Origin of the sequence: Brachybacterium sp., from assembly GCF_036379615.1 — a bacterium.
Classification (GTDB): domain Bacteria; phylum Actinomycetota; class Actinomycetes; order Actinomycetales; family Dermabacteraceae; genus Brachybacterium.
The window spans coordinates 22,757-46,615 of record NZ_DASVGJ010000052.1 but is presented as its reverse complement, the minus strand read 5'-3'; the positions used below and the strand labels follow the sequence as shown (position 1 = coordinate 46,615).

Sequence of the window (23,859 nt, the reverse complement as noted above, 5' to 3'; positions counted from 1 at the left end):
GAGCATCGATGACCACCACTGCTGGCACCCCCACCGACATCCCCTCCCCGGGCCGGCTGCGCGCCGCGCTGACCCGGCTGGCCACACCCTCCCTGCTCATCGGAGCAGGCCTCGTGATCGCAATCCTCGCGTTCGGGATCATCGCGCCGTTCTTCGTGGCCGACCCGCTGGCCATCTCCAGCGCGGGCATGCAGCCGCCCTCGGCCGAGCACTGGCTGGGAACCACCCAGACCGGCCAGGACGTGCTCGCCCAGCTCGCCTGGGCCACCCGCGGCTCGCTGCTGGTCGGCGTGATCGTGGCGGTGCTGGCCCTGTTCCTCTCCGCCTTCTTCGGGATCCTCGGCGGCTACCTCGGCGGGTGGATCGACGAGGGCTTCTCCCTGTTCACCAATGTGGTGCTCATCCTGCCGGGCCTGCCGCTGATGATCGTGATCGGCTCCTATGTCCAGCAGCGCGGCCTGCTGCTGATCGCGTTCATCCTTGCGATCACCTCCTGGGCCGCCGCCGCCCGCGTGCTGCGCTCCCAGACGCTGTCGATCCGCACCCGTGACTACGTGCAGGCCGCGAAGATCGCCGGGGAGAAGCCGCATCGCATCATCGCCGTGGAGATCCTGCCCAACCTGCTGCCGGTGATGTCCAGCGGATTCGTCTTCGCGCTGATCACCGCGATCCTCGGGGAGGCGGGGCTGAGCTTCATCGGCCTGGGCGTGGTGGGCACGCAGACCTGGGGATCGATGCTCTTCTACGCCCAGAACGCGCAGGCGCTCACCCTCGGTGCCTGGTGGTGGTTCGTGCCGCCCGGCGCGATGATCGCGATCCTGGGCGGCGGCCTGTCGCTGATCAACTTCTCGATCGACGGGATCATCAACCCGCGACTGCGCACCGCCCCCAAGGCCGCCCGCTCCGTGCGACGCGCGGAACAGGCGACTGATGCGGGTGCCGGGACCCCCGACACCGACGACGCCCAGGGCACGCAGCGCAGCACGCCCAGCAAGGAGACCGCGGCATGAGCACCCCTCTCACCGGTTCCGTCCCCCCGGACCACCCCTCCCGCCGACAGGACCCCGACGTCGGGCCGGAGCCCGCCACGACCCGCGGCGACGTCGCCGGGGAGACGCTCGGCGCGAGCCTCGAGGCCGCCCGCGGCGAGGACTCGCCCGTGCTCGAGGAGCCGGTGCTCACCGTCGATCGCCTGAACATCGTCTACGAGGTCGGCGAAGGGGTCCACGCCGTCAAGGACGCCTCCTTCACCCTGCGCCGCGGTGAGATCCTCGGCCTCGCGGGAGAGTCCGGCTGCGGCAAGACCACCCTGGCCTACGGCCTGAACCAGCTGCACCGCCCGCCCGCCCGGATCGTCAGCGGCTCGGTCACCTTCCACGACCGCGACGAGGGCACCGCGATCGACGTGCTCGGCCTCGAGGGCGAACGGCTGCGCGCCTTCCGCTGGTCCAAGGTCGCAATGGTCTTCCAGGGCGCGATGAACTCGCTGAACCCCGTGCTCAGCGTGCGCACCCAGCTCGCCGACGTGCTCACCACCCATCGTCCCCAGATGGATCGGGAGGAGCGCCGCCGGCGCAGCGAGGAGCTGCTCGAGCTGGTCGGCGTGGAGAAGCGACGCATCGACGCATATGCCCACGAGCTCTCGGGCGGCATGCGACAGCGAGTCATGATCGCCATGGCCCTGGCGCTGGACCCGCAGCTGATGATCATGGACGAGCCCACCACCGCGCTCGATGTCGTGGTGCAGCGGGAGATCCTGCAGGAGGTGCTGAGGCTGCGCCAGGAGCTCGGCTTCGCGGTCGTGTTCATCACGCACGACCTGCCGATGCTGCTGGAGATCTCCGACCGCATCGCCGTGATGAAGGCGGGGCGGATCATGGAGCTCGACACCGCCGAGAACCTCTACTTCGAGCCGAAGCACCCCTACACCCGCACGCTGCTCGGATCGTTCCCCTCCCTCACCGGCGAGGCGGGCGACTTCGTGCGGGCCGGCTTCTCACAGGCCGACGCCACCGACCAGGAGAGCGCCTCATGACCACCCTGACCGTGACGGGCCTGAACAAGACCTACACCCTGCGCAACGGCCTGCGGCTGACGACGCTGCAGGCGGTCAAGGACGTCGACCTCGACCTCAGCCCCGGTCGCACCGTGGCACTGGTGGGGCAGTCCGGCTCCGGCAAGTCCACGATCGCGAAGATCCTCGCCCAGCTGGAGAAGCCCACCTCGGGCACCATCATGCTGGACGGCGACCCCATCGGCACCCGTGGCCGGGCCCTCACCCGCTACCGCGACCACGTCCAGATGGTCTTCCAGGACCCCTTCGCCTCCCTCAATCCTTTCCACACCATCGGTCACCATCTCGAGCGGCCCCTGCTGCTGCATGGCAAGGCCACCCGCGCGACCCTGCGCGGGAAGGTCCGCGAGCTGCTCGAGAGGGTCAACCTCACTCCCGCGGACAGCTTCATCGATCGCCGTCCCCACGAGCTCTCCGGTGGGCAGCGCCAGCGCGTGGCGATCGCCCGCGCGCTCGCCCCGGAGCCGACGGTGCTGATCGCCGACGAGCCCGTGTCGATGCTCGACGTCTCCATCCGCCTCGGCGTGCTGAACCTGCTGGCCCGCCTGCAGCGCGAGGAGAACCTCGCGATGCTCTACATCACCCATGACCTGGCCACCGCCCGCCACTTCTCCGACGAGATCCTGGTGATGTACCGCGGCGAGGTGGTCGAACGCGGACCGGCCGACGACGTCATCCTCAGCCCGCAGGCGGAGTTCACCAAGCAGCTGCTGGTGGCCGCCCCTGAGCCGGGCAGCAACCCGCGATTCCTCGCCGAGGCACGGCGCCGCGGTGTGCCCATGCCCGATCATCTCGCCCCCGCCGAGGAGACCTCATGACCATCGCCAGCACCCTCGCCCCCATCGGGCGCCGCGACCTGCACACGGCATGGACGCTGACCCTCACAGCCGGCCCCGCGCCCTTCGAGGTCCGTGAGGTGCCGGCCACGGTGCCCGGCACGCTGATCACCGACCTGCACGCCGCCGGGCTGATCGAGGACCCGTACCTGGACCGCCACGAGCACGACCTCTCCTGGACCGGGGAATGCGACGTCCTGTACGCGACCACCTTCGCCTGGGAGCCCACGGGTGCCGACAGGGTGGATCTCGTCGCCGCCTCCCTCGACACCGCCGCGACCGTGCTGCTGAACGGCCACCGCCTCGCCGAGGTGCAGAACCAGCACCGCTCCTGGCGCTTCGACGTCACCGACGCGCTGGTCGAGGGGGAGAACCGGCTCGAGATCCGCTTCGCGTCCCCGCTGCGCACCGCCCGCGAGAACGAGACGGTGCTCGGGACCATGCCGGTCACCGGCAACGACCTGCCCTACAACGCGATCCGCAAGATGGCCTGCAACTTCGGCTGGGACTGGGGGCCGGTGCTGGTCACCAGCGGCATCGCCGGGCCGATCGGGCTCGAGGAGTGGTCCGCCGCCCGACTGGCCGAGGTGCGACCCCGCGTCACCGTCGCCGAGGGGCGCGGCGAGGTGGCCCTCCACTCCCTCATCGAGCGCGCCGACCTGCTGGACGACTCGGCCCTCGCGGTCACCGCCCGCCTCCGGGACCCGGCCGGCCAGCTCGTGGACGAGACCACCCTCGAGACCGCGCACGACGAGCTCGACCTGCACCTGAGCGTCGCCGACCCGCAGCTGTGGTGGCCTCGCGGCTACGGCGATCAGCCCCTGTACACGGTGGAGATCGCACTGCACGACGCGGACGGCACCCCCCACGACGTGCGCGAGCACCGCATCGGCTTCCGCACCGCCGGAGTGGCCGAGGAGCCCGACGAGATCGGCACCTCCTTCACGATCCTCGTCAACGACCGCCCGATCCTCGCCAAGGGCGCCAATTGGATCCCCGACGACTGCTTCCCGGTGCGCCTGACCGCCGAGGACTACCGCGCGAGCATCACCGATGCGGTCGAGGCGGGCATGAACATCCTGCGGATCTGGGGCGGCGGGCTCTACGAGTCCGAGCACCTCTACGCGCTGTGCGACGAGCTGGGGATCATGGTCTGGCAGGACTTCACCCTCGCCTGCGCCGCCTACTCCGAGCTCGACCCGCTGCGCAGCGAGATCGAGGCCGAGGCACGCGAGCACATCGTGCGCCTGGCCTGGCACCCCTCCCTGGTCCACTGGAACGGCAGCAACGAGAACGTCGAGGGCTATCACCACTGGGGCTGGCAGGAGCACATCCCGGAGGGCGCGGCCTGGGGGCTCGGCTACTACACCGAGCTCTTCCCCGCGCTGCTCGCGGAGCTCGACCCCACCCGCAGCTACACACCCACCAGCCCCTACTCGCGGCCCCTGCCCGCAGATCCCCGCAATCCCGATCACGGCACCGTGCACAACTGGGTGGCCTGGGCCTCCGAGGAGGACAACGACTACACCCGATATCGCGACACCATCCCGCGGTTCTCCGCGGAGTTCGGGTACCAGGGCCCTGCCAACCACGCGACCATCGCCCGGGCCATCACCGAGCGGCCCCTGGACGAGGACTCCGAGACGATGCTCTCCCACCAGAAGGCGGTGGGCGGGCAGGACAAGCTGCGCCGCGGCATGGCCCCGCACCTGCCGGAGGTGGAGGGCTTCGACGACTTCCACTTCGCGACCCAGCTCAACCAGGCTCGCGCCCTGCTCAGCGGGATCGGTCACTACCGCTCCCACTGGCCGGTGTGCTCGGGCACGATCGTGTGGCAGCTGAACGACTGCTGGCCCGTCACCTCCTGGGCGGCCGTCGACGGCGACCGGCGCCGCAAGCTGCTCTGGTACGCGCTGCGGGACGTCTACGCCCCCGTGCTGCTGACCATCCAGCCCCGCGCGGACGGCCCCGCGATCAGTCTCGGCAACGACACCGACGAGCCGCTGAGCGGGACTCTGCGCCTGCGCCGCCAACGGCACGATGGGCAGGTCCTGGCCGAGACCACCCTCGCCGCGCGGGTCCCGGCCCGCTCCGCCGCGACCCTTCCGGTCCCCCTCCCGCTCGCCGCAGCGGATGCTCCCGCCGACGAGGTGCTGCTGGTCGAACTGGTCGAACTGGTCGACACCGGCATCCGCATCGTCCACCCCTTCGCCGAGGACCGCGACTCCGCGCTCGCGGGTGAGGCGCTCACGGTGCGTGCGGAGAAGGTCGAGGGCGGGGTGCTGATCACCGCGGCGGCCTCCTCGACCGTGCGGGACCTGTGCGTGCTGGCGGACAAGGTCGATCCCGACGCCACGGTGGATCGTCAGCTGGTGACCCTGCTGGCAGGGGAGAGCACCACGGTGCGCGTGCGCACCGACGCCGGTATGGACCCGGAGGCGTTCCTGGCCGATGATGTGCTGATCAGTGCGAACGACCTGGTGGCCAGGGCCCGTGCCCGCACCGCCTGACCGAGGGGAGGCGTCGATGGCGACGATCGGGATCACGATCCCCGAGTCGGTGTGGTCGGCGCGCTCGGAGCGGTACTACGCCCAGGTGCTGCACGGCCTCGAGGACACCGCGGTGGCCCACGGCCATGCCGTGCTCAGCCGTGTCACCGGCAGTGTCGAGGAGGAGCTCGAGGTGCTCCGCAGCTGGGCCGCACTCGGCATGGTCGACGTGGTGATCCTCAAGGACCTGCTCGCCGAGGATCCCCGCCCGGCTCAGGTGCGTGCCCTCGGCCTGCCGTTCACGATGATCGGCGATGTGCGCCAGCGGGACGTCTCCGCGGTGGCCATCGACAACGCCGGCACGATGCGGCACCTGCTCGAGGACCTCCACGAGTGCGGCCATCGCGCGATCGGGCACGTCGGCGGCCCGGCGCACCTGCTGCACAGCCGGTGGCGTCGCGAGGCCTACCAGGAGGTCGTGGACGAGCTCGGGCTGCCGACTCTCGTCGCCGAGGGCGACTACGGTGCTGAGAGCGGCGCCGCTGCCACGCGGGATCTGCTGCGCGCCCCCGTGCGCCCCACGGTCATCGTGCACGACAACGACGCGATGGCCATCGGCGGGGTGGGCGCCGCCGTCGAGGAGGGTCTGCGCATCCCTGCGGACCTCTCCGTGGTGGCCTGGGACGACTCTCCCGCCTGCCAGACACACGCTCCGCCGATCGCGGTGCTCGATCACCTGCCCCACCAGCTGGGCGTCGACCTCGGCATCGCCGCGGTCGCCCTCGTCGAGGCGCCGGAGAGGCCGGTGCGCCTGGCCCTCGAGGTCCCGCGTCTGCTGCACCGGGGCACCCTGCAGCGTCGCGGGGCGACCTCGGGGTGACCTGTCCGTCTCAGCGCCGGTCAGGACGCGCTCGCGGGGGCAGCTGAGGGCTCCCTCCGCGACCAGCGGGCGACCAGCAGGTGCAGCGGCAGCGTGATCGCGAGGACCGCGGCGGCGACGAACGGCAGATGGCCTGGGAGGAGGCCGGCGGTCAGCGCGATGCCGCCCACGCCGCCGCCGAGCGCGCCGCCCAGCGAGACCGCGCTCGCGTTCAACGCCATGACCACGGCGACCGACGCCGGGGCCATCGCCGCGAGCCGCGCCTGCTGCGGAACGGCATGCCCGCCGTTGCCGATGCCGGCCAGCATGAACCACACCAGGCTCAGCACGGCGACGGCGGCCGGGGCGGCGAGCGTGAAGGCGAGCGCCCCGAACAGGGCGTCGACCAGCAGGCCGCACAGGATGACGGTGAGGACCTTCACCGGGGAGAAGCGGTCCACGAGACGGCCCGTGATGGCGTTGCCGATCAGGCTCGCGACGCCGTAGGCGCACATGATCACGATCATCATCCAGCCGGCGGGGTGCGTGGGCGACAGGATGAGCACCGCGTAGGTGAAGCACGTGTAGCTCGCGCACAGCACGCCGGTGGAGACCAGGAGCCCGCCGACCAGACGCGGCCGCGCGAGCGGACGCAGCCTGTCGGCGAGGGTCGAGGAGGGGTAGCGCAGCGGCGGCAGGCGCAGCCCGATCCCCAGCAGGGCGACGGCACCCACGGCGGAGACGAGCACCAGCGGCAACCTCCAGCTGGTCTGCCCGAGGACCAGGCCGACGGGGACGCCGAGGGCTGTGGCCGTCATCCAGCCGCCGAGCACGAACGACAGGGCCTTGCCGCGATGCCTCTCGTCCACGAGGTGCACGACGTACCCGGTGACGGCCGCGCCGAGCAGGCAGCCGCCGAGCGCCGCGATCACCCGGCCGCCGAGCGCGAGGGGATACGTCGGGGCGACCGCGTTGAGGAGATTGCCGAGGACGAACGTGGACAGCGCCGCCATGATCACGCGCCGCTGCTCCCAGCCGCTCGTGGTCGCGCCGAGGATCGGCCCGGCCACCGCGGAGGTCAGGGCGAAGACGGTGACCAGCTGCCCGGCGAGGGCCGCGGTGACCTCGAGGTCCGCGGCGATGTCCGGGAGCAGGCCCGCGAGCACGTACCCGTCGATCCCGGTGGTGAACATCGCCACCGCGAGCCAGATCAACGTGCTGTAGGGGACGCGGACCGGCGGCGATCCGGACGGTCCGGTGGGGTCGACGGAGGCGGTCACGGGGTGGGCCCTCCCGGGCGATGGTGGGGCGAGTGAACGGGGGAGTCGGCAGGCGTGGGGTGAGCGGTCGTGGAAGCGAGCGATCGGGCGAGCCAGCGGTCGTGGGAGCGGGCGGGTGCGGCACCCACGTCGGGCTGCGCACCGTCCAGGAGAGTCTGCGCCCTCGCCGCCTCCGTCGGCCTCACCGACATCCTGGGTCACGGTTGTGCGTACTCCGACCCCATAGGGGCCAGGGAGGGGGACGATGAGGCATGTCCTTCGATCTGGTCCCCGCCGAGCTCCTCGCGAGCGCACTGATCGCCGTGCTGCTGGCCGTCCCTCTCTCGTTCGTCCTCGCCGCCGCCGCGATCGCCGGGCCGCGCCGCACCTGGAACCGGGCCGGGCTTGGGATGGGTCTGGGACTGCTGCTCGGGGTGATCGCCGCCGCCGCCGGGGCGATGGCCCTGGCCCCGGGGCAGGGCGCCTCCCTCAGCGGCCTCGTCCTGCTGCTGGGGCTGCTGTGCGCGATCGCCGCTGGAGTGCTGGTGATCGTGCTGAAGGACGGCACCGGCCTCTCCGCCGCCGTCGGCATCGTCGCCTGTGTGCTGATCGGGCTCGGGGAGCCCGGCCAGACCCTGCCCGCCATGTTCGGCCTGAGCTCCTCGTTCCTGGTGGTGTTCGCCGGAGTGGTGGTCGAGGCGGTCGCGCTGGTGCTCCTCGTCGGCGCCCTGGTCGCCCTGGCCGGCCGGGTGTGGGCGCTGCAGATCGGTGTCGCTGCCGCGGGAATCGTCGGCGGTGTGCTCATCGCGGTCGCCACGGTGCTGTTCCTGCTCCACGAGGTCCTCGGAGGCCCTGTGCCGCAGCTGCCGCAGGTGGTCACGCTCGTCGCCACCCTCGCCGCACTGGTGATCGGCAGCGTGGTGGGCGGAGTGCTCATCTCGGTGCGGTCCCGACGGCAGGTCGCGCCCGCCGACGCGGCACGCTGAGGCAGGCCACGCTGAGGCAGACCACGCTGGGGCGCACCACGCCGAGACAACCGACGTCGAGGCGGGGCACACTGAGCGCATGAGCATCTCCGGACGCCTGGACGACTCGGGCCACGACCTCGCCCTCACCCGCATCGTGCCCGTACCGGCCGCCCAGATCTGGGAGCACGTCAGCCGGTCCGACGGCCTCGCCACCTGGTACGGGACCTTCTCCGGGGACCCCGCCACCGGCACCGTCCAGGTCACGATGACCGCCGAGCCCGGAGAGGCTGTCGCCGCCGAGTACACGATCCACGACTGCGAGCCGGAGCGCCTGCTGACGGTCAGCTCGTCGATGGGGGAGGGTGCCTGGCGACTCAGCCTCGAGCTCGCCCCGGCGACCTCGGCCGACGCCGCCACGATCCTTGACGGCACGGCGACCCTCGACGCCACCGCGACTCTTGACGGCACGGTGACCCTCGGCGGCATGGCCGACGGCGCGGCCAGCGCCGGCAGCACACAGGTCGTGCTGTGCCATCATGACGTCCCCCTCGAGATGCTGGCCTACGTCGGCCCCGGCTGGGAGTGGTACCTCGACCGCCTCACCGGGGCGGTGACCGGCGGTCCGATCCCCGGCATGGACGTCTGGGACAGCCAGTACATGACGCTCTCGCAGGAGTACGCCGACCTCGCCTCCTGAGCAGCGGGCCGCCCCGAGGAGCGGGCCAACCTGAGCAGCAGGTAGCCGGGAGTGGACGGTCGGCATGAGCAGAGAGCGGACGACGCTGCGTGCGTCAGCCGAGCGGCGCGAGCACGAATCCCGCCGGGGCGAGTCGGTCGAGCTCCTCGCGCAGCAGGGCGGCGACCTCTGCGCGCCGTGACTCGTCCATCCGCTCGATCGGGCCGGTGACGCTCACCGCCACCGAGCGCCCGCCCGGCCGGGTCAGCGCGGCGCCCACGCAGGCGATCCCCTGCTCGTTCTCCTCGATCTCGGTGGACCAGCCGCGCTCGGCGGTGAGGTCCACGACGCTCGCCAGGTGCGCCGGTGAGATCGCGGTCCCGGCGTGAGCGGTGTCCGCTGCCTCCGTGGCCTGCGCATATGCCGTCAGGGCGGCCCCGCGGATCCCGTCGGCCGCGAGCATCGCGCGCCCCATCGCGGTGCGGGCCGCAGGGGTGCGGCTGCCGATCCGCGACCACACCCGCAGGGTGCGCTCGGGCTCGACCTTGTCGAGGTACAGCACGCGCACGCCGTCCATCTGCCCCAGGTGCACGAGCTCCTGGGTGCGGTGGGAGATGCTCGCGAGCGCCGGGGCGAACAGCGCCGAGAGGTTCTCCCCGGCCCCGAAGGCGTGCCCGAGCTCGAGTGCGGCATCACCGAGGCGGTAGCGCTGATCGTTCGGGGACTGGTCGGCGTAGCCACGATGCATGAGGGCCCGCAGCAGCCGGTGCACCGAGGCCTTGTTCAGGTCGCCGGCGGCGGCGATGTCGCGCAGCGTCATGCCCTCGGGGCCGGCCTCGGCGAGGATCCCCAGCAGCACCAGGGCCTTGTCGACGCTGCCGACGGGGGAGTTCTCGGTGGCGGGGGTCGTGGTCATGGGGTCCATTCTCTCCGGCGGAGTCCGCCGTGGTTCCGCGTTGCCGTGAGGGACGACGACGCCCTATAGTGATCGCGCATTACGAAACATACGTTTTGAATGACGAAACAGCAAGCGTCGATCGCCGTGAGGTGGATCGTCCGGCAGCGGAGAGCCCAGGAGGCTCCGCCCTCTGCCCTCTCGCGCGAAGGAGCACGATGACCACCCCCTCGACCCATGACGCCGCCCCGGGGACGCCAGGGTCCGCCGGTCCTTCCCCGCTCGGCGCGCCCCAGCCCACCCGCTCCGTCGCGGACCTGGTGCGTGCCGCCATCTCCGGCTGGCTCGGCACGGCGCTGGAGTTCATGGACTTCCAGCTGTACTCCCTCGCCGCGGCGCTCGTGTTCAGCCAGCTGTTCTTCGCCTCCGAGGACGCAGGCATGGCCGTCATCGGCGCGATGGCCACCTATGGCGTCGGTTATGTCGCGCGCCCCGTCGGGGCCTGGTACTTCGGTCGGATGGGCGACCGGATCGGCCGCAAGAAGGTCCTCTTCTACACGATCGTGCTGATGGGTGTCGCGACCACCTTGATCGGATTCCTGCCCACCTACGGCCAGGTGGGCCTGCTGGCTCCGGCGCTGCTGGTCACCCTGCGGCTGCTGCAGGGCTTCGGTGCAGGCGCCGAGATCTCCGGCGCCGGCGTGATGCTGGCCGAGTACGCGCCGGTGCGCCGCCGCGGCCTGGTCGCCTCGCTGGTCGCCCTGGGCACCAACTGCGGCACCCTGTTCGCCTCCGCGATCTGGGCGATCCTGCTGGTGGTCGTCACCGAGCAGCAGCTGCTGGACTGGGCCTGGCGCATCCCCTTCATCGCCAGCGCCCTCGTGATGGTGTTCGCCGTCTGGGTGCGCTTCAACCTCAAGGAGAGCCCGGTCTTCGAGGCGCGTGACGACGTGGTCGACGGTGCGGCCGTGGACACCGCCGAGGCGCCGGAGGGCGAGATCCCCGACGAGGCCCGTGAGTTCGTGCAGGCCCGCTCGCTCACGGTGAAGTCCGTCGCCGTCGCCTTCCTGCTGCGCTTCGGCCAGGCCGGCAACTCCGGCATGATCCAGACCTACCTGATCAGCTTCATGACGGTGTTCCTGCTGCTGGACAAGCAGCTCTCCACCGAGGTCGTCATCATCTCCTCGCTGGTCGCCTTCGTGACGGTCCCGGTGATCGGGCTGCTCGGCGACCGCTACGGACGCAAGACGATGTACACGATCATGAGCGCGGTCGGCGTGGTCGTCGCCATCCCCTGCATGCTTCTAATCGTCTCGGGCGTGACCTGGCAGGTCATCGTCGGCTACGTGATCATCCACAACATCGGCGTGATGTCGTTGGCCTCGATGGAGAACCTGGCCCTGCCCGAGATCTTCGGTGCGAAGAACCGCTACCAGGCCACCGGCGTGGTCCGCGAGGTCGCCGCCATCGTCGCCACCGGCGCGACCCCGGTGATCGCCGCCGCGATCGTCGCGGCCACCGGCTCCTGGATCCCTGTCGCGGTGATCATCATGTTCTTCAGCGGCTGCGCCCTGTTCGCCGCACTATGGATGAAGGAGGTCGCGGGGCGCGACCTCACCGACCCCCGCCCCGCCATGTGAGCGAGCGGGGCCGTACCGTCGAGAGCCGCGGCGCCCTCTCCACGTTGCGGCCCCCCGCCCCGCCCCAGCTTCGACCCGTCCGCCCCGCACTCCGGAGGTTCCACCCCATGGCCATCGACCGCATCGACGTCAACGTCACCAGCCCCGGCCGCAACTTCGTCACCGTCAAGGTCACCACCTCCGAGGGTGTGACCGGCCTCGGTGACGGCACCCTGAACGGGCGCGAGCTCGCCGTCGTCTCCTACCTGCGCGACCACGTGGTCCCCACCCTCATCGGACGCGACGAGTCCCAGATCGAGTCGATCTGGCAGTACCTCTACCGCAGCCCGTACTGGCGCCGCGGACCGGTGACCATGGCGGCGGTCGCCGCGATCGACATGGCGCTGTGGGACATCGCCGCGAAGAAGGCCGGGGAGCCGCTGTACAAGCTGCTCGGCGGCGCCTCCCGCACGGGTCTGCTCACCTACGCCCACGCCTCCGGCACCACGATCGACGCGCTGAACGACGCGATCCGCGGCTACGTCGACCAGGGCTTCCAGGCCGTGCGGATCCAGTCCGGGGTGCCGGGGCTGGGCCAGATCTACGGCGTCCACGACGCCGCCCCGGGCGGGAAGTACGAGTACGAGCCGGCCGGACGCGTCGAGGCGCGCAGCGGGACGGGACCGGCGGCGGGGCCGGAAGCGGGCTCTGCGGCGGGCGCCGCGATGCGGCCGTCGGAGGAGACCTGGGAGACCGCCGCCTACCTCCGCCACCTGCCCACCGTCTTCGCGGCCGTGCGCGAGGAGTTCGGTCCCGCGCTGCACCTGCTGCACGACGGCCACCACCGCATGCGCCCCATCGAGGCCGCGAAGCTCGCGAAGTCCCTCGAGCCCTATGATCCGTTCTGGCTTGAGGACTGCACCCCCGGGGAGGACCAGGCCGTGCTGCGCCTGGTGCGCCAGCACTCGGTGACCCCGCTCGCGATCGGCGAGGTGTTCAACTCGATCCACGACTACCAGCAGCTGATCACGGAGCGGCTGATCGACTACGTGCGCTCCTCCGCCACCCACGCCGGCGGCATCACCGGCCTGCGCCAGATCATGGCCTTCGCCGCCGTCTACGGGATCCGCTCCGGCTTCCACGGCCCCACCGACGTCTCACCGGTGGGTATGGCCGCGAACCTGCACCTCGGGCTCGCGATCCACAACTTCGGGATCCAGGAGTACATGCCGCACTCGGAGACCACGCTGTCCGTGTTCCGCACCAGCTACCGTTTCGCGGACGGCATGCTCCATCCCGGCGAGGCCCCCGGCCTCGGCGTCGAGCTCGACGAGGAGGCGGCGGCCGGGTACGAGTACCAGCCCGCCTACCTGCCCGTGAACCGGCTGCGGGACGGGACCGTCCACGACTGGTGAGGCCGTGGCCGTCGGCCCGCACGAACTCTGCGTCGCTGGTGAGGGGTGAAGCTCGTCAGGGAGTTCACCCCTCACCAGCGGCGACATTCTGAGCGGGAGCGGGAGGGGCGGTCGGCAGCAGTGCTTCCACGGCCGCCCCGTGCGGCCTCACATGCGCTCGGGCGCGCTGACTCCGAGCAGATCGAGGCCGTTCCGGAACACCTGGCCCGAGGCGTCGTTCAGCCAGAGGCGGGTGCTGTGCACAGGTTCGATCGGTGCGTCACCCAGCGGGGTCACCCGACAGCTGCCGTACCAGCGGTGATACAGGCCCGCGAGCTCCTCGAGGTAGTGCGCCACCCGGTAGGGCTCGCGCGACTCCGCGGCGAATCGGACGATGCGGGGAAAGTCCTGGAGGGCGCCGAGCAGCGCGGACTCGGTGTCGTGCTCGAGCAGCTGAGGTTGGAACTCTGAGCGGGTGACGCCCTCGTCAGACGCTCTCCGGGCAACGTTGGTCGTCCGGGCGTGGGCGTACTGGACATAGAAGACGGGGTTGTCGTTCGAGCGCTTCTCGAGGAGGTCCAGGTCGATGTCGAGGTTCGAATCCGCCGAACTGCGCACGAGCGCGTACCTCGCCGCGTCGACTCCGACGATCTCGACGAGATCCTCGAGCGTGACGACGGTGCCAGCACGCTTCGACATGCGCACGGGGTCGCCGTCGCGCACGAGATTCACCATCTGACCGATGAGCACCTGGAGGTTGATCCCGGGCTCATCACCGAACGCCGAGCACATCGCCATGAGGCGCTGCACGTAGCCGTGGTGATCTGCTCCCAGCATGACGAGGCAGCGGTCGAAGCCGCGCTCGCGCTTATCGAGGTAGTACGCGAGGTCGCCCGAGACATAGGCGGGCTGCCCGTCGGACTTGATGACGACGCGGTCCTTGTCGTCCCCGAAAGCTGTCGTGCGCAGCCAGACGGCACCGTCCTTCTCGAAGATCTGCCCCAGGCTGCGCAGCCTGTCCACCGCGCGCGTGACCGCGCCCGATTCGTGCAGCTGGTTCTCGTGGAAGTACACGTCGAAGTGCACACCGAAGTCGCGCAGGCTCTGCTTGATGTCGCCGAACATGAAGTCGACCCCGGTCGCACGAAACGTCTCGGTGAGGGCTTCGAGCGTCATGTCGTCAAGAGCTTCGCCGGAGTGCGAGCGTGCGACGCGCTGCGCGATCTCGCCGATGTAGGAACCGCCGTAGCCATCCTCGGGCGTCGGCTCTCCCCTGTGGGCGGCGACCAGGCTTCGAGCGAAACGATCGATCTGTGCACCGTGGTCGTTGAAGTAGTACTCGCGGGTGACGTCGCCCTTCTGCGACGACAGAAGTCGCGCGAGGGAGTCGCCGACGGCTGCCCATCGGGTGCCGCCGAGATGAATCGGTCCCGTCGGGTTCGCCGAGACGAACTCGAGATTGATCTTCTGGCCCGCGAAGGCGTCGCCACGCCCGTAGTCAGGTCCCGCGTCCACGATCGTCTTCGCCAGCCGACCAGCACTCGCCGTGTCGAGGCGGATGTTGACGAAGCCCGGTCCCGCGACATCCGCCGACGCGATGCCGTCGACGTGGGACAGCCCGCCGACGATCTCCTGCGCGAGCTCGCGAGGATTCATGCCCAGCCTCTTGGCGAACTTCATCGCAGCATTCGTCGACCAGTCGCCATGGGCTCGATCGCGTGGACGCTCGACGGTGATCTCGGACGCGTGGAGCTCGAGATGCTCGTCGCGGCGTCGTCGCTCAGCGATCGACGTCAGAATGTCGAGTACTGAGAGTGCGAAAACGTCCTGGTGCATGGCCATCGATTCTGAGTTCTGTGCGGTCGACGGGGCAGTTCTGGGCGGAAGGGCGGGGTTCCAGGGTCAGGTCCTGACGCTGGACGGGGCGTCCTGATCGATGCCGTGATGCCATCCCCCGTGAGCGCCGCCCGTGGTCTCCGCCATGGCCGCCAAGCCTACAGCGGTCTGCGACAGCGCCGGCGGTGTTCCGCTGTCGCTCGCGGGCGAGATGATCCGACGAAATCTGCGTCGCTGATGAGGAGTGAAACCCGTATATGCCGGCATCCCACCCCAGCGGCGACATTCTCATCAGGTCGGATCCGATCCGGCCAGATACGGCCATGTCGGTTCTGGCCAGGTCGGGTCCGGCCCGGTCCCCTCCGGCTCTCCCCGCCCGGGCCGGTCTAGCGGCGGGGGTGGGAGACAGGACCTGCCTGCACAGGGCACGATGGGAGCGTCCGTCGTCGAGGCCTGCGACGGGAGTCCGGAGCCGTTCCCGTGCTCTCCGACCGGGCGCTCGGCCCTGCACCTCTGAGGAGTTCCCTGGTGAGCGCTGACCCCACCACCTCGTTCCTCGCCCCGCCCGGCCCGACCACCCGGCCCACGCTCGAGGGCACCTTCGGGATGAGCGCCTCCACGCACTGGATCGCGACCGCCTGCATGCAGAGCGTGCTCGAGCGCGGAGGCAACGCCTTCGACGCCGCGACCGCCGGCGCCTTCGTGCTGCACGTGGTCGAGCCGCACCTGAACGGTCCGGGTGGGGATATGACGGCGATCCTCGCGACCGCCGAGGATCCCGCCCCCGTGGTGCTGATGGGGCAGGGAGCCGCCCCGTCGGCCGCGACGATCGCGCACTACCGCGCAGAGGGTCTCGACGCCGTGCCCGGCACCGGCGCCCTCGCCGCCGCCATCCCGCTGGCGGTGGATGCGTGGCTGCTGCTGCTGGAGGAGAAGGGCACCTGGGAGCTCGCGGACGTCCTCGCTCCGGCGATCGGGTACGCCGAGGACGGCCACCCCGTGCTCGCCCGCGTCGCCGCCCAGATCGGCGCCGTCGCCCGGACCTTCACCGAGCACTGGCCCACCTCCGCCGCGCTGTGGATGCCGGAGGGCGTCCCGCCCGAGCCCGGACAGCTGCTCCGCAACCCTGAGTACGCCGCCGTGCTGCGGGATCTGGTCGCCGCGGGCGAGGGCGCGGCCGACGGGGGAGCGGCGGCCGACGGACGCCGGACCCGGATCGCCGCCGCCCGGGAGCGGTGGCGCACCGGCCCGGTCGCCCGTGCGATCGTCGAGTTCGTGCGCACCCCGCACCGCCACTCCGACGGCGCCGACCACGCGGGTGTGCTCACCGCCTCGGACCTGGCCGGGGCCGTGGCCCGCTTCGAGCCCGCGACCACAGGCGATTTCCGCGGCTGGACCCTCGCCAAGACCGGCCCCTGGGGGCAGGGCCCGGCGCTGCTCGAGGCGCTCGGCCTTCTCGAGGGCTTCGCGGACCATGAGCTCGATCCCTCCACGGAGCAGGGCGCGCACACGATCCTCGAGGCGCTCAAGCTCGCCTACGCAGACCGGGACGCCCACTTCGGCGACGGGGACGTGGACCTCGCGCAGCTGCTCTCCCCGGAGCACCTCGCCTCCCGCCGTGCGCTGATCACCGGGACCGCCTCCCGCGAGCTCCGCCCGAGCATGCTCGGGCAGAGCCCTGCGCCCCTGCCGCCCCTGCGCACCGAGGACGAGCTCGCCCGACTCCGCGGCGCGGCGATCGACCTCGGCGGCTCCGGCGAGCCGACGGTCCGCCCCACGGGTGAGGCGAGGGGCGACACGTGCCATCTCGATGTCGTGGACCGCTGGGGCAACATCATCAGCGCCACTCCCTCCGGGGGCTGGCTGCAGTCCTCGCCCGCCATCCCCCAGCTGGGATTCTGCCTGGGCACGCGGCTGCAGATGACCTGGTTGGACGAGTCGCTGCCGACGGCGCTGCGGCCCGGTGCGCGACCTCGCACCACCCTCACCCCCACGCTCGTGCTGCGGGACGGCGTGCCGGTCCTGGCCTGCGGCTCCCCGGGCGGCGACCAGCAGGACCAGTGGCAGCTGCTGTTCCTGCTGCGGGTGCTGGTGGGCGGGATGCCGCTGCAGGAGGCGATCGATGCGCCGTCCCTGCACACCCTCTCGATGCCGGGGTCGTTCTGGCCCCGCACCTGGTCCCCGGGCCGGGCCGTGGTCGAGGACCGGCTCGGCGACGCGGTGATCGCGGGCCTCGAGGCGCGTGGCCACGAGGTGGTGCGGGCCGGGGACTGGGCGCTGGGCCGGCTCTCCTGCGTGATGCGCGATCCGGGGACCGGAATCCTTCGCGCCGCCGCGAACTCCCGCGGCGCCCAGGGCTACGCCGCCGGGCGCTGAGCCCTCAGGCCGGGCGGTCAGGCCTCGTCGCCGGCGGTGATCGCCTCGGCCTCCTCGACGGGAGTGAGCTCGTGGAGCGTGCCGACGGCGGCCAGGTGGCGCCGGCCGAGGACCAGCATGAGCATGGAGAGCACCAGCGCGCCGGCGGCGAGCAGGTACGGGGCGCCGGCCGCGGTCGCTGCGGCGAGCGGGCCCGCGACCGCCGGGGCGATCGCTCCACCCAGGAACCGCACGCCCGAGTAGGCGGAGCTGGCGACGCCTCGCGGCAGGTCGGTGGCCTCCATGACCGTCCCGGTGAGGGCGGTGTTCATGATGCCCAGCAGCAGGCCGCCGATCACGATGAGCACGATCAGCCCCGGCATCGAGGTGTGGAGGAGCGCCATGGCCAGCATCAGCACGGCGAGCAGCCCGAGCGTGGTCAGCAGCGTGGGGATCAGCCCGAGTCGCCGCGTGAGCAGCGGGGCGACGAGCACCGAGGTGACCGCGAGGGCCACGCCCCAGCCGAAGAACACCCCGCCGATGCCCATCGCGCCGAACTCCGTGCCGCGCGCGGCGGCCGCCGCCTCGAGCGGGAACGGCGAGTAGGCCAGCAGGGTGAAGAACGCGACGTTGTAGAAGATCGCCGTGAGCGCGAGGGTGCGCAGGGCGGGATGGGCCAGGGCGCGCAGCGAGGCCAGCGGGGAGACAGGGGCCGGCCTCTCCTCCTTCTGCAGCAGGAGCACGATCGCGAGGAACCCGACGCCCATGAGCACTGCGGTGCCGGCGAACGGGGCTCGCCAGGACACGCTGCCCAGCAGTCCGCCGAGCAGCGGCCCGAGGGCCATGCCGATCCCGAGGGCCGTCTCGTAGAGGACGATCGCGCCGCCACTGGGGCCGGTGGTGGCGCCCACGATCGCGGCCAGTGCGGTGGAGATGAACAGGGCGTTGCCCAGCCCCCAGCCGGCGCGCAGCCCGATGATCTCCCACACCCCGCCGGCCCCGGCGGCCAGCGCCGCGAAGAGGACCACCAGCACCAGGCCTGCCAGCAGGGTGCGCTTGACGCCCAGCTTCGCGGCGCACCAGCTGGTGAAGAACATGGCGATGGCGGTGATGAACAGGTAGCTGGTGAACAGCAGCATCGCCTGGGACGGGGAGGCGTCCAGCTGCGTGCTGATCGCCGGCAGGATCGGGTCCACCAGGCCGATGCCCATGAAGGAGACGGTCGCGGCGAAGGCGATCGCCCAGACGGGCTTCGGCTGGTGGAAGGCGTCACGCAGCGTGGGAGCGGCGTCCCGTGCCGGGGTCGGGGCGGCCGTCGCGGCGGTGGAGGAGGTCATGCGGGGGAGTCCTTCGGTCGAGCGGGTGGGACGGGGCGCGGCGGCGCTACCCGTCGTGCGCGTCGACGAGGGCCGAGAGGATCCGGGCGGCGCGCTCGAGGGCGGCGATGTCGCCCGGTGGGAGGTGCTCGAGCAGCCCGCCCACGCCGCCTGCGAGCTGCTCGCGCCAGCCGGTGAGCTGCGCGGACCCCTGCGCGGTGGTGCTGATCAGCGAGGAGCGGGAGTCGGTGGGATCCGGCTCGCGAGCCACCAGACCCTCCTCCTCGAGGCGCTTGATCACCGTCGTGGCCGTGGGGCGGGAGACCCGCTCGCGGTCGGCGATCTCGCTCAGGCGCAGCGGGCCGTGACGCTCGATGGTGGCCACCACCCGCCAGGACACCGTCCCGACTCCCACCTCGGAGCGCCGCGCGGCGAGCCGGGAGAACTGGCTGCATACGAGCGCGAGGTCCTGGGGGAGCTCGCCGGGAGCGGAGGGGGTGGGAGAGGTGATCGACACGAGGAGCCACTGTAGTTCGCAATGCTAACTACTGCAAGACGGGGGTGTGCCACCGGACATGGCCGCTCGACGCCGCTCCGCCCGCACCCTCGCGCCGCGCTTCGCCCCACGCCGCCCCGCTTCGCCGGGCCCGCACCGCCGCGCTTCGCCGGGCCTCGCGCCGTCCTGCGTCGTCGTGCCCCGCTCCGCTGCCCCCGAGGACGGCGCGGCGCGGGGCTCCCGGTCAGCGCGTCACGGGGTCCGCGATGCCTCCCGCGAGCAGGGCGTCGAGGTCGTGACGGTGCGGCGCACCCTCCCAGTCGCCGGGGGAGATGCAGGCCAGGGCGCCGCAGGCGTTGGCGCGGGCCAGCCGCTCCGGCACATCCAGCCCCTCGAGCAGGGCGCTGAGGTAGCCGGCCACGAAGGCATCGCCCGCGCCGACGGTGTCGACCGCGTCCACGACATGGCCGGGCGCCTCATGGATCCTGTCGCCGGCGAGGGCCGCGGCACCGTCGGGCCCGAGCTTGGCCACCACCTGGCGACCCTCCGTGGCGAGGGCGCGCAGCAGGGCCTCCGGGGATGCCTCGTCCAGGCCCGGGGTGAGGATCGAGAGCTCCTCCGGCCCGCCGAAGAGCACGTCCACGTGGGGGAGGATCTCGCTCAGCTGCGCGGCCAGGTGCTCCCGGGAGCCGAGGCGGGAGCGGAAGTTCACGTCGAGACTCACTCTCACCCCTGCCTCCACCGCCCTGTGCACGGCGGCGAGGACCGTGGCGTGCGCGCTCGCGGACAGCAGCGAGGTGATGCCGGTGAGGTGCAGGAGCTCGGCCTGCTCGATCAGTCCGCCCGGCAGGTCCGAGGGCGAGAGCGCGGCGGCGGCCGAGCCGCTGCGGTAGTAGTCCACCCGGGTGGTGGCCGCGGTGGGGCGTGACTTGACCATGAGGCCCGTCGGCCGCTCCGGGTCGACCGCGCAGTGCACCTCGACCCCCTCGCCGCGGATCTCGCGCACCACCCGTGCTCCCAGCGGATCATCGCCCACCCGGCTCACCCAGGCCGAGCTCACGCCCAGGCGGCGCAGCCCGATCGCGAGGTTCGACTCGGCGCCGCCGAGGCCGACGTCCACGGTGGGCAGGTGGGCGAGGGAGCCGATCGCGGAGCTGCGCATCAGCGCCATCGTCTCGCCGACGGTGACCACACGGGGGCCGCCGCCCGCCGCGCCTCGCACCCCGTCGGCCGCGCTCTGAGCTGAGGTCATGCCCCCGCCTCGCGCGTGGTGACACCCACGAAGCGGGATGCCCGCTCCGCGAGCGCGTCGAGGCTGCCGCCCTTCAGCGCATCGCCCAGCAGCGGCCCGCCGACGGAGACCGCCTCCGCCCCGGCCTGCAGCCAGGCCGCTGCGGCCTCGAGATCCACTCCGCCCGACGGGATCACGCGGATCCCGGGGAAGGGGCCGCGCAGGTCCTTGACGTAGCCGGGGCCCACCACGGAGGCCGGGAACACCTTGACCGCTGCGGCGCCCGCGGCCCAGCCCGCGTGCAGCTCGCTCGGCGTGAGGCCGCCGGGCACGAGCGGGATCCCGGCCTCCTGCGCCGCCTCGAGCAGGTCCGTGCGGGTGATCGGGGTGACGATGTAGTGGGCGCCCCGTTCGGCAGCGGTGCGCAGGTCAGCGGGGTCGGTGACGGTGCCGATCCCGAGGTCCATCCGGTCGCCGAAGGCCTCCCGCAGGGCCGGCAGCTCGTCGAGGGTTCCGGGCGTGGAGAGAGTCAGCTCGACCGAGCGGATCCCGGCCCCGACGAGGGTCTCGAGCACCGGTCCGTACTGCTCGGCCCGCTCGCCGCGGATCACGACGATCAGCCGGGCGGCGGCAGTGCGCTCGGGGAGGGAGGGGCGGGATGCGGTGGTCATGGAGTGCTCCTGGGGGTCGATGACGGGTGGACGGGGCGGCGCCGCCTCACAGCTCCAGCAGCACCTTGGCGGAGAGCGAGGCGTCCCGCGCGGTCGCGAACGCATGGACGGCGTCGGAGGCGGGGAGGACCTGGGTGATCACCTCGTCGAAGCGGTCATCTGCGGCGAGGATCTCGATCGCCTCGTCGATCTCCCCGTCGAAGCGCTGGGTGCCGCGCAGCTGGACCTCCTTCGCCACCAGCGCGGCGAGGTTCACCGGGATCTCCCGATCCGGCAGGATCGCGACCTGCACCAGGATCCCGGCCGGGCGCACGGCCAGCACCCCGGAGGAGAGCGAGACCGGGGCGGCCGAGCACTCGAGCACCACGTCGTAGGTGTTCGCCTCCGGGGACTCCTCGGTCACCAGCAGCGTGCGGGAGGCGCCGAGCGCGGTGGCGCGCTCGAGCGGCTCGGGGCGCACGTCGGTCGCGTCGACGGAGGCGGCGCCCCGGTGCAGCAGCGCCGCGACCGCGAGCAGCCCGATCGGGCCCGACCCCAGGACCAGGCACTTCTTGCCGGTCACGTCTCCTGCGATGGTCACGGCGTGCAGCGCGACGGCGAGCGGCTCGGCCAGGGCGCCGCGGCGCAGCGGCAGGGACTCGGGCAGGCGGCGCAGGTTCGCGCGGTCCATGAGCATGTACTCGGCGGCGGCGCCCTGGCGGTGCGGGGTGACGCTCGCGCTGCCGAGGTAGTCACCGCCTGCCCACAGGTGCGGGCGGTCCTCGATGTCGGGGGCGCTGGTGCCGTAGCGGGCCGGGTGCACGGTCACCGGGGTGCCGGGCGCGAACTCGCCGCTGGGATCGAGGTCGACCACGGCCGAGAGCTCGTGGCCCGGGGTGAGCGGCTCGGTGATGACGAAGGCGCCGTTCGCGCCGTTGTAGTAGTAGTGCAGGTCCGATCCGCAGATTCCGACGTACGCGATGCGCAGCCGCACCTCGTGCGGTGCTGGCTCGACCTCGGGGGCGTCCTCCCAGCGGATGTCCTCGGCGGCGTGGATCGACAGGGCTTTCATCAGCGGTTCTCCTTCAGAGATGCGGCGAGGGCCTCGGTGGTCGCGGCGCGCGGTCCCGAGGTGACGATCGTGGTGAGCAGTGCGCCGACGAGCTCGACGAAGCTCTCGTGCGCGGCGAGCTCCTCGGAGAGGCAGCCGCTCTCGAGCAGGAGGCGAGCATGCTGCGCGGGGGTGGTGGGAGCGGCGCCCGTGACGATCTCCTGCAGCCGCGCCTGGTCGGGATCGGTCATCGCCCGTGCCTGCTCGCCCGGCTCGAAGCCGCGCGGGGGGATGACGCACGCGAACCAGGCGGCGGCGGTGAGGGCGAGCATCGCCGGGATCCGGCCGCTGGTGAGGTGGAACAGGGCGGGGGAGGGGATCCGCTGCGGCAGGCGCATGGACCCGTCGGACCCCACCTGCCGGGTGCGATGGCCCAGGTCATGGTTGTGCCAACGGTGCGTGAGGTCCTCGATGTAGCCGTCGACGTCGAACCCCGAGGGGAGATCGATCGTGGGCAGATTCTCGTCCCGGATGAGGGTGAGCGTCGCCTCGGCGATCCAGTCCTGCTCGAAGGAGGCCGGGATGGTGACGCGGCCGTCGAGCGCTCCGAGGTAGGCGATCAGGGAGTGAGGCCCGTTGAGGATCCGCAGCTTGACCTGCTCATACTTCTCGACGTCCCCGGGCTGGACGGACATGATCGCGCCGCCGTGCTCCCAGGCCGGGCGGCCCGCGGGGAAGAGGTCCTCCATCACCCACATGGAGAACCGCTCTGCGCGCACCGGGGCCTCGTCGCGCCTGCCCAGCAGCTCACCGACCTGCTCGGAGGTGCCGGGGGAGGTGGCCGGGACGATCCGGTCGACCATCGCATTGGGGAAGGCGACCTGGTCCCGCACGTAGTCCAGGACGTCCTGCGGGGCTCGGGTGAGCTCGAGGAACTCGATCACCATCGCCCGGGCGGTGGTGCCCGCGGAGGAGACGTTGTCGCACGGCAGCACCGCGAAGGGCTCCCCGCCGAGCGCCCGCCTGGCGAGCCCCCGCGCCAGCAGAGCGATGACGGTGCGCGGATGGGCCGGATCCTCGAGATCGGCGCGAAGGGCCGGGTGGTCGACGTCGAGGCGGCCGGTGCGCGCCGAGACGAAGTATCCGCCCTCGGAGACGGTGAGGGTGAGGATCCGACGGTGCGGATCGGCGATCTCGCGCACCACCGCCTCCGGATCCTCGGCCATCACCCCGAACCCGCGATGCACGTCGACCACATCGGCGCGGGTGCCGGCGTCGGAGAGCTCGAGCACGCTGTACAGGCCGTCCTGACGAGCCATCGGATCCACCACCGAGCGGGAGCGGTTCGCGAAGCCGATGATGCCCCAATCGCCCTCCTCGGCGGCGAGGGCCCTCGCCGTGTGCACGGCGGCGTGGGCGCGGTGGAAGGCGCCGAGACCCAGATGGATGATCCCGGCGCGCGCCGGGTCCAGCGGGGCGGAGGCGCCGAGCTGCGGCAGACCGTGCAGGCGGGAGCGGTCCAGTCCGGGAAGGGGGGACGCCATCGGGGAAGCCTCCTGAGCGGTGGGTGATCGAGCACTCGCCGAAGCATGACGCGAAGTGGATGCCCACACCAAGTGTTTCGGAATGCGGAACGATGGTTCCGCTGGTCGCAACAGGGTATCAAGGCGGTGCGCCGGTGTCACCGCCGGGCTCGGTGCAGCGCTCACCGCCGGGCTCACCGCCGGGCTCACCGCTGAGCTCACCACCAGGCACCCCACCGACCTCGCGGCCGGGCTCTGGGACGATGGGTCCTGTGAACGAGAACCCGGAGCCCAGGAGCACCACCGCGAGCAACTCCACGGCGGGCGGTTCC

General features: G+C 71.9%; 19 protein-coding genes. 10 read left to right on the top strand and 9 right to left on the bottom strand.

Annotated elements, in window-relative coordinates; translation table 11 throughout:
* The first annotated feature begins 8 nt into the window (after positions 1 to 8).
* The 5 genes from VF289_RS09980 to VF289_RS09960 are packed head-to-tail and all read left to right on the top strand — an operon-like array spanning position 9 to position 6,279.
* Positions 9 to 1,010, top strand: coding sequence for an ABC transporter permease (locus tag VF289_RS09980; RefSeq protein ID WP_330883597.1), 1,002 nt, complete (start codon positions 9 to 11; stop codon positions 1,008 to 1,010).
* Positions 1,007 to 2,035: an ABC transporter ATP-binding protein gene (locus VF289_RS09975; RefSeq protein WP_414644464.1), complete on the top strand. Its 1,029-nt coding sequence runs from the start codon at positions 1,007 to 1,009 to the stop codon at positions 2,033 to 2,035. Before VF289_RS09980 ends, VF289_RS09975 begins: the two co-directional genes overlap by 4 nt.
* Positions 2,032 to 2,892 carry an ABC transporter ATP-binding protein gene (locus tag VF289_RS09970; protein ID WP_330883595.1) on the top strand — a complete coding sequence of 287 codons (861 nt, stop codon included), beginning with the start codon at positions 2,032 to 2,034 and terminating at the stop codon, positions 2,890 to 2,892. The genes VF289_RS09975 and VF289_RS09970 overlap by 4 nt, the downstream gene beginning before the upstream one ends.
* A complete protein-coding gene (locus VF289_RS09965; protein WP_330883593.1) occupies positions 2,889 to 5,420 on the top strand; it encodes a glycoside hydrolase family 2 protein in 2,532 nt (843 codons plus the stop codon). The genes VF289_RS09970 and VF289_RS09965 overlap by 4 nt, the downstream gene beginning before the upstream one ends.
* 16 nt (positions 5,421 to 5,436) lie before the next feature.
* Positions 5,437 to 6,279: a substrate-binding domain-containing protein gene (locus VF289_RS09960; RefSeq protein WP_330883592.1), complete on the top strand. Its 843-nt coding sequence runs from the start codon at positions 5,437 to 5,439 to the stop codon at positions 6,277 to 6,279.
* A gap of 20 nt (positions 6,280 to 6,299) precedes the next feature.
* Here VF289_RS09960 and VF289_RS09955 read toward each other — a convergent pair whose 3' ends face one another.
* Entirely contained in the window at positions 6,300 to 7,538 is a 1,239-nt protein-coding gene (locus tag VF289_RS09955) for an MFS transporter (protein ID WP_330883590.1), read from the bottom strand.
* Positions 7,539 to 7,789: 251 nt separating this feature from the next.
* Between VF289_RS09955 and VF289_RS09950 the strand changes: the two genes are divergently transcribed.
* Together VF289_RS09950 and VF289_RS09945 are read left to right on the top strand one after the other, a co-directional pair.
* Positions 7,790 to 8,503 carry a hypothetical protein gene (locus VF289_RS09950; RefSeq protein ID WP_330883588.1) on the top strand — a complete coding sequence of 238 codons (714 nt, stop codon included), beginning with the start codon at positions 7,790 to 7,792 and terminating at the stop codon, positions 8,501 to 8,503.
* 79 nt (positions 8,504 to 8,582) lie between these two features.
* Positions 8,583 to 9,182 (top strand): hypothetical protein, encoded by a 600-nt coding sequence (locus VF289_RS09945; RefSeq protein WP_330883586.1) that lies wholly within the window; start codon positions 8,583 to 8,585, stop codon positions 9,180 to 9,182.
* Between the two features lie 94 nt (positions 9,183 to 9,276).
* Here VF289_RS09945 and VF289_RS09940 read toward each other — a convergent pair whose 3' ends face one another.
* Positions 9,277 to 10,077, bottom strand: coding sequence for an IclR family transcriptional regulator (locus VF289_RS09940; RefSeq protein ID WP_330883584.1), 801 nt, complete (start codon positions 10,075 to 10,077; stop codon positions 9,277 to 9,279).
* A gap of 197 nt (positions 10,078 to 10,274) precedes the next feature.
* Between VF289_RS09940 and VF289_RS09935 the strand changes: the two genes are divergently transcribed.
* Both VF289_RS09935 and manD read left to right on the top strand, forming a co-directional pair.
* Positions 10,275 to 11,696, top strand: coding sequence for an MFS transporter (locus VF289_RS09935; protein WP_330883582.1), 1,422 nt, complete (start codon positions 10,275 to 10,277; stop codon positions 11,694 to 11,696).
* A 107-nt stretch (positions 11,697 to 11,803) separates the two neighbouring features.
* On the top strand, positions 11,804 to 13,090 hold the full coding sequence (manD, locus tag VF289_RS09930; protein WP_330883580.1) for a D-mannonate dehydratase ManD: 1,287 nt from the start codon (positions 11,804 to 11,806) through the stop codon (positions 13,088 to 13,090).
* A 147-nt stretch (positions 13,091 to 13,237) separates the two neighbouring features.
* Here the strand turns inward: manD and argS are convergent, their stop codons facing one another.
* Positions 13,238 to 14,905 carry an arginine--tRNA ligase gene (argS, locus tag VF289_RS09925; protein ID WP_330883578.1) on the bottom strand — a complete coding sequence of 556 codons (1,668 nt, stop codon included), beginning with the start codon at positions 14,903 to 14,905 and terminating at the stop codon, positions 13,238 to 13,240.
* A 606-nt stretch (positions 14,906 to 15,511) separates the two neighbouring features.
* Here argS and VF289_RS09920 point away from each other — a divergent pair.
* Positions 15,512 to 17,281 carry a gamma-glutamyltransferase family protein gene (locus VF289_RS09920; protein ID WP_330883813.1) on the top strand — a complete coding sequence of 590 codons (1,770 nt, stop codon included), beginning with the start codon at positions 15,512 to 15,514 and terminating at the stop codon, positions 17,279 to 17,281.
* A gap of 17 nt (positions 17,282 to 17,298) precedes the next feature.
* Here the strand turns inward: VF289_RS09920 and VF289_RS09915 are convergent, their stop codons facing one another.
* From VF289_RS09915 to VF289_RS09890, 6 genes are all read right to left on the bottom strand, one after another.
* On the bottom strand, positions 17,299 to 18,597 hold the full coding sequence (locus VF289_RS09915; protein ID WP_330883576.1) for an MFS transporter: 1,299 nt from the start codon (positions 18,595 to 18,597) through the stop codon (positions 17,299 to 17,301).
* A gap of 46 nt (positions 18,598 to 18,643) precedes the next feature.
* A complete protein-coding gene (locus VF289_RS09910) occupies positions 18,644 to 19,093 on the bottom strand; it encodes a MarR family winged helix-turn-helix transcriptional regulator (RefSeq protein ID WP_330883574.1) in 450 nt (149 codons plus the stop codon).
* Positions 19,094 to 19,316: 223 nt separating this feature from the next.
* Entirely contained in the window at positions 19,317 to 20,324 is a 1,008-nt protein-coding gene (locus tag VF289_RS09905; RefSeq protein ID WP_330883572.1) for a sugar kinase, read from the bottom strand.
* A complete protein-coding gene (locus VF289_RS09900) occupies positions 20,321 to 20,974 on the bottom strand; it encodes a bifunctional 4-hydroxy-2-oxoglutarate aldolase/2-dehydro-3-deoxy-phosphogluconate aldolase (protein ID WP_330883570.1) in 654 nt (217 codons plus the stop codon). The genes VF289_RS09905 and VF289_RS09900 overlap by 4 nt, the downstream gene beginning before the upstream one ends.
* A gap of 46 nt (positions 20,975 to 21,020) precedes the next feature.
* Positions 21,021 to 22,025 (bottom strand): L-idonate 5-dehydrogenase, encoded by a 1,005-nt coding sequence (locus tag VF289_RS09895; protein WP_330883568.1) that lies wholly within the window; start codon positions 22,023 to 22,025, stop codon positions 21,021 to 21,023.
* The gene (locus VF289_RS09890; RefSeq protein ID WP_330883566.1) at positions 22,025 to 23,548 is read right to left on the bottom strand and encodes a mannitol dehydrogenase family protein; all 1,524 of its coding nucleotides are present in this window, start codon (positions 23,546 to 23,548) and stop codon (positions 22,025 to 22,027) included. Before VF289_RS09890 ends, VF289_RS09895 begins: the two co-directional genes overlap by 1 nt.
* Positions 23,549 to 23,859: the final 311 nt, after the last annotated feature.